The 5,683-nt window shown below is 47.8% G+C and carries 6 protein-coding genes, 1 pseudogene and 1 riboswitch; of the genes and pseudogenes, 2 read left to right on the plus strand and 5 right to left on the minus strand.

What is annotated here, in order from left to right; all coding sequences use genetic code 11:
- The 4 genes from B3180_RS10520 to rnhB form a co-directional block, all read right to left on the minus strand.
- A partial coding sequence (locus tag B3180_RS10520) for an MFS transporter (RefSeq protein WP_286844404.1) occupies positions 1–560 on the minus strand: 560 nt, incomplete at its 3' end.
- Positions 560–2,365 (minus strand): bifunctional metallophosphatase/5'-nucleotidase, encoded by a 1,806-nt coding sequence (locus B3180_RS10525; RefSeq protein WP_278358766.1) that lies wholly within the window; start codon positions 2,363–2,365, stop codon positions 560–562. The genes B3180_RS10525 and B3180_RS10520, both read right to left, overlap by 1 nt.
- A gap of 12 nt (positions 2,366–2,377) precedes the next feature.
- On the minus strand, positions 2,378–3,313 hold the full coding sequence (locus tag B3180_RS10530) for an isopenicillin N synthase family dioxygenase (protein WP_278358767.1): 936 nt from the start codon (positions 3,311–3,313) through the stop codon (positions 2,378–2,380).
- Positions 3,314–3,379: 66 nt separating this feature from the next.
- Positions 3,380–3,943 carry a ribonuclease HII gene (gene rnhB, locus B3180_RS10535; RefSeq protein ID WP_054488285.1) on the minus strand — a complete coding sequence of 188 codons (564 nt, stop codon included), beginning with the start codon at positions 3,941–3,943 and terminating at the stop codon, positions 3,380–3,382.
- 103 nt (positions 3,944–4,046) lie between these two features.
- Here rnhB and B3180_RS10540 point away from each other — a divergent pair, with 103 nt between their 5' ends.
- Positions 4,047–4,298, plus strand: coding sequence for an AbgT family transporter (locus tag B3180_RS10540; RefSeq protein ID WP_278358768.1), 252 nt, complete (start codon positions 4,047–4,049; stop codon positions 4,296–4,298).
- A 250-nt stretch (positions 4,299–4,548) separates the two neighbouring features.
- Positions 4,549–4,718: riboswitch (yybP-ykoY riboswitch) on the plus strand.
- Between the two features lie 7 nt (positions 4,719–4,725).
- Positions 4,726–5,286, plus strand: a complete 561-nt coding sequence (locus B3180_RS10545) for a manganese efflux pump MntP family protein (protein ID WP_226069890.1) — start codon at positions 4,726–4,728, stop codon at positions 5,284–5,286.
- 46 nt (positions 5,287–5,332) lie between these two features.
- On the opposite strand, the pseudogene B3180_RS10550 reads toward B3180_RS10545, so the two are convergent.
- Positions 5,333–5,683, minus strand: a pseudogene (locus B3180_RS10550) (cation transporter); the annotation flags it as partial.

The raw sequence follows: 5,683 nt of genomic DNA on the forward strand, positions 1-5,683 counted from the left end.
ACCGCTGACGCAACGCCCAATGCAGCCACAATCAGAAACAAAGCGCGCCAACCCATCCATTCCGTTACATAAGCCCCAAATAACGGGGCCAGAATAGGCGCGACGCCCATAACAAGAATGAGAAAAGAGAACACACGGGCTGATGCTTGTGGTGTGTATAAGTCACGCACCACCGCCCGGGCAATAACAATACCGGCACAGGCCCCAATGGCCTGGAAAAAGCGTAAAACGATAAGCCACTGAATGTCCGGGGCAAAAGCACAACCAATAGACGTCACCACGTAGATTGCCAGCCCGATATACAACGGATTCTTGCGTCCGAACTTATCGGTCGCAGTACCGTAAAGTAACTGACCAATAAAAAGACCGAAGAAAAAGGCAGTAAGCGATAATTCAACGTGATGTGTATCGGTTGCATAATCAGACGCAATAGCGCTGAATGCAGGCAGATACATATCGATGGAAAGCGGGGCAAAAGCCGTCAATAACGCCAGAATGACAACAATAAAATCAAATCTGGCGTTATCTGAAACAGGTGCAGGCTCGAACTGTCGAGCCACTAATTATCTCCGGCAGGAACGTAAGACTGTGTTGCAAAATCCTGTGGGCGTTTTAATACGTCCTGAGTACGAGCGTAATTCACCAAAGACTCAGCGTAGTCTATTCCTGTATTGCGGGCCCGACCTCGCTCACTGACACGATAAAACGTATCATAACCATCCTGACCACCGGCAATAAAGCTATTGGTGACCATGACATAGGTTGCCCTTGCCGTCATTGGTTGCCAACTGTTGCTGCCTTTATCCCACACCTGCAGATTAGACACACGGCTGCCCTTTTCTTTGGTTAAATCAACCGAGTAACGAATACCGGCACCATAAGGGTACGCTCGTGTTGAGCCGCCGTCAGAGACTGAATAAGCTAACGCCTCTTCCATTGCCTGCTTGAACTCAGAACCACTGAGCTCCAGTTTCACCAGCGTATTCGCAAAAGGCAGTACGTTAAATGCGTCACCGACTGTGAAATCTCCCTCACTAATATCAGACCTTACGCCACCACCGTTTTGTATCGCAAAGTCGGCCTCCGGCACTGAATGCAAAAAGGCTTCGGCTACCAGGCGATGAGCACCTGAACTCATTACATCAGCGCAGCCGTCGCGTCGTGGTAAATCAATTTCCTGACTGCAAATTTGTTGCGGAACTTGCGCTAACACTTCAGCAGAAAAGTCCTCAACTTTGCTTTGATAATCTTCCAGCATATTCTGCAGCTCAGCATCCGGCTCGACAAAGCTGAACACACCACTTTCTTCCAATGCAGTCTTGATGGGTTCATAAGTTGTCACAATGCCGTCACTCACTTGAATATCATTACTCAAAAGGTAGTGTGGCCGGCCACCGCATTCTTCAATTTTGTCACCGTCAAAAAACGCCTGCATTTCACCAACTACGAGTGAATACTGGTAAGCATGAGCAAGACAAACTTTGTCGCCATCGGCATTTGTTAACTCAGTTGGGTATGGTCCATCAGATTCCATTCCAAAACCGCTGAAATCACCCAGTAAGGTGTGTGAGTCACCGCCAATGACAATATCGACGCCAGGCAGTTGCTGCACCAGCTCTTTGTCACGTTCGTACTGAATATGAGTCAGCAGGACAATTTTCTCAATGCCCTGCTGTTGAACTTCGGCAACATATTTACGCGCCGTTTCCAGTTCATCTAAAAACTCAGTAGTTTCATCGGGCTGTGACGATTTTTTAGTTTTACTGGCGATATCCAGACCAATAATGGCAATTTCTTCGCCATTACGCTCAACAACGGTATAGGGTTTGAACATCTCCCAATCACGGTTCGGTGTTAAAGGAGAGTCACCCACTTTAGGCTTAATGTTCGCCCCTAGTTTGGCTGTCGGACAACGTTCAGTGCCCAACTGCTGCAGAAACTTGGCCAGCCCTGCATCGCCATTATCAAACTCGTGATTACCAATAGTAAAAGCGTCAAAACACACGTTATTCATCATACGAGCGTCGGCTTCACTGCCAAATAACGTAAAATACAAGCTACCAGTAAGAGCATCGCCAGCATGCAGGGTCAGCACATTGTTATTCGCTTTTCGGAGCGCCTTAAGTTGAGCCGCAACCCTTGGGAAACCGCCTGCTTCAACCTGCCACTCCTGATCACCCCAAACCAGAGTTTGCTGTTTTGGCGCCAAAGTAGAGTGATGATCATTAATGTGTAACAGCGTTAATTGGAACTTATTGCTTTGGGGCTCCTGAGGAGCAGAGGCACAACTGATTAACAGCGCAGAAGCTGCAACAGCCGTCCACCCTCGAACCATACGTTTTAAATTAAACTCGCCTTTTTTCACCAGTTGATCCTTTTAGTCTTTTATCAACCCAATTTCACGTAAGCGTTGCATTAGATAGTCATCCGCGGTAATCGGTTCATCGCGCTGCGGATTTTCTTCGGAAATACAGCTTTCCAAAGGCGTAATCATCACATCCGGATTAAAGTGCAAAAAGAACGGAATAGAGTAACGTGATTTAGCATTGTATGGTGCGGGAGGGTTAACTACCCTATGCGTCGTAGATGGCAACACATGATTGGTCAGCCGCTGTAGCATATCACCCACATTACAGATAATAGCACCTTCGATAATTGTTACTGGTACCCACGTCCCGTCTTTGGCTAAAACTTCCAGCCCCGGCTCACGCGAACCCACTAATAAGGTTAAAACGTTAATATCTTCATGTGCGCCGGCACGAACAGACGGGGTATCTTCATCAATAATAGGCGGATAATGCAAAGGACGCAGAATTGAATTGCCGTTGTTGACCTTATTTCGGAAAAAGTCCTGCGATTGACCTAAATAAACGGCTAAAGCATCCAGTACCTGATTACCCAGCTTATCTAATGCCGCGTATATAGCGAGCATGTCGTCCTTAAACTTAGGCAGTTCCTGCGGCCACACGTTAGGTAACAACTGTGGGTAAAGCGGCTCACCTTCCACTTCCCGGCCCACATGCCAGAACTCTTTCAAGTCAACATGTGTCGCGTCTTTAGCAACCTCGGTACCAAAAGGAGTATAGCCGCGCGCGCCACCCTCGCCCGGACGATGATATTGCTTCTTAATGTCTTCCGGTAACGCGAAAAGCTCACGGCAGGTATCCAGTGCCCGTTCAATAAGCGTTGTATCAACTCCGTGCTGAGTTAAGGCAATAAAGCCATATTTCTCATAACCGTTGCCTACATCTTGAGTAAAGGCATCAAAGTCGTCATGGTAACGACGCATATCAACGTGCGGGATAGACTGCATGGTGGCTTCCAACTTCCTAAAAGAGCTCAATGAATAGGCCTGTATTGTATGAATATTCAGGTTAAATCACAAGTTTGCGAGCACACGCTTCACCGGGTTAAAGCCCTTGCGATGTATAGGGCACGGCCCATATTTTTCTAATAGTTCAAGGTGCTTGGGAGTGCCATAAGCCTTGTGCTTGTCAAATTCATACTGTGGGTAGAGTTCATGCCACTTTAGCATCTGTCTGTCCCGTTCCACTTTCGCTAAAATCGATGCTGCCGCAATGCACTGTTCACTCGCATCTCCTCCCACTATAGCTTTTGCAGGGACGTTTAATTCAGGCACCCGGTTACCGTCCACTAAAACCATGTCAGGCTTAACCGGAAGTGCTTCAATCGCTCTTTGCATGGCTTTCATCGACGCCCAGAGAATATTAATAGCCTCAATTTCATCAGGATCAGATTGAGCAATGGCCCAGTAAAGCGCCTTTTCCTTTATTTCCAGACTGAGCTTCTCGCGCTTTTTCTCGCTCAGCTTTTTCGAGTCGTTTAGCCCTTCAACTGGATTCTCCGGATCCAGTATCACCGCTGCCGCCACAACCGGCCCTGCAATAGGCCCCCGACCGGCTTCATCTGTACCACAAATCATTGACACTTTTTTCACCCTGTTTGCTTTGTTCCGCTGCACAATAATGGTTATGATACCTGCGCATAATAATTAGACCAATAAAATAACAATCAGGGGTTACACCATGGCTCAATCTCCACAACCAGACCGTTCGCAAAAGGAAAAACCGGACAGTCTGCTTAACCGCCTTCTTGATGGCGTTGAAAAGGTCGGTAATAAACTACCTGACCCGGCCGTTATGTTTTTTGGCTTATTGATCATTGTCTGGGCAATGTCCTGGCTATTATCCGGCGTCAGCTTTGACGAAAAACACCCGCTAACCGGGGACACAATAGGCGTTACTAACCTATTAAGGGTAACCGGAAAATCTGGTTGATCTCTAGGTTTGGCGGGGAGGTCGCAATACCCCATCTCATCGGATTTATTGGTTGATGTGCTCCGATACGATTAAGCTGTCTGTCAACTTGGGAATTGACGCTTTCCTGGATTGATGGATGCGGATTTAATCATGGCTGGGACGTTTGCGTATTCCGGTAAACGTGGCACCACCCTAGGGCGCTTTATAGATCAGAGAATATACCCGTCAACCATCAAACATTTGTGATCGTTCAGGATAGTTGTTATATTGCATCCTCTTTGGGGAGTAGCCTGCTTCCGAAACTCGGAAGAGTTCGTGTCAACATAATTGGCCAGATGCCATGGTGCGAACACCTCTCGGTTGGCGAGACCATCGATATATCCATGCCTAAGGTCGGGCGTGTGGATATATCGTGGACTCGATATGCCCGACCGGAGCCAGTTAGATGAACCCAATAGCCCTTCTTTTGCTTGCCTTTGCCATGTCCACAGATGCTTTCGCTGCTGCGATTGGTAAAGGCGCAATCCTTAAAAAACCACGCCTAACAGAAGCTTTCAGAATAGGAATCATCTTTGGTTCTATCGAAGCAATTACGCCGCTTGTAGGCTGGCTAATTGGAAAATCAGCAGCAAGCTATGTGGAGGCCTGGGATCACTGGATTGCTTTTTCACTCCTGACGGTCCTGGGTCTTCACATGATTTATGAGGGTACAAGGCCTGATGAGGGTAGTGAGGAGCATAAAGCCCAAAAAATGTCTTTGATCCGGACCTGTCTAACGGCATTTAGTACTAGTATTGATGCTATGGCGGTAGGTGTTAGTCTGGCCTTCATTAATGTCAACATATGGATAGCTTCAGCTTTGATTGGGCTTGCAACGACCCTCATGGTGACTATTGGCATAATGCTAGGGCGCGCTATAGGGTCGGTCATGGGACACAGAGCAGAAATTTTTGGTGGACTAACGCTGATTGCAGTGGGCGCATGGATTTTATACGGTCATCTGTAAGTTTATTTTTCGAGGCTCCACAATGGGCTGGAGCCTCGAAATCTCTTTATCCGGCGCTGGTATTCTTCGTTTCATTAATACAACGCTGTGGCTCAACAGTAACGTGCACTAATGACGGGCCCCTAGCCTGTATACGTTGCCTATAAACGGCAGGTGACTCGGGAGCATGCGAAACGATCGAGACAATGGCGGCGTGAATATTTGGACCAATGGCCCAGAGGTGCAGATCGCTGATTCGTGCATCGTCACTCTCAATGGCATATCTGACGTCGTGCTCCAAGTCACTGCGCTGTTGATCAAGCAGCACGCGGGAGGTGTCCTTCAACAGATGCCATGACCAGCGAGTGATAAGTAACGCGCCGACGATACCCATGATCGGGTCCATCCAGTTCCAGCC

Source organism: Idiomarina sp. UBA4206, from assembly GCF_002383015.1.
In the GTDB taxonomy this organism is placed as follows: Bacteria; Pseudomonadota; Gammaproteobacteria; order Enterobacterales; family Alteromonadaceae; genus Idiomarina; species Idiomarina abyssalis.

What these genes read in the sequence shown, in the direction of transcription:
- B3180_RS10530 (WP_278358767.1), bottom strand. Translation starts at nt 3,313, where the DNA reads ATGCAGTCTATCCCGCACGTTGATATGCGTCGTTACCATGACGACTTT.
- rnhB (WP_054488285.1), bottom strand. Translation starts at nt 3,943, where the DNA reads ATGATTTGTGGTACAGATGAAGCCGGTCGGGGGCCTATTGCAGGGCCG.
- B3180_RS10540 (WP_278358768.1), top strand. Translation starts at nt 4,047, where the DNA reads ATGGCTCAATCTCCACAACCAGACCGTTCGCAAAAGGAAAAACCGGAC.
- B3180_RS10545 (WP_226069890.1), top strand. Translation starts at nt 4,726, where the DNA reads ATGAACCCAATAGCCCTTCTTTTGCTTGCCTTTGCCATGTCCACAGAT.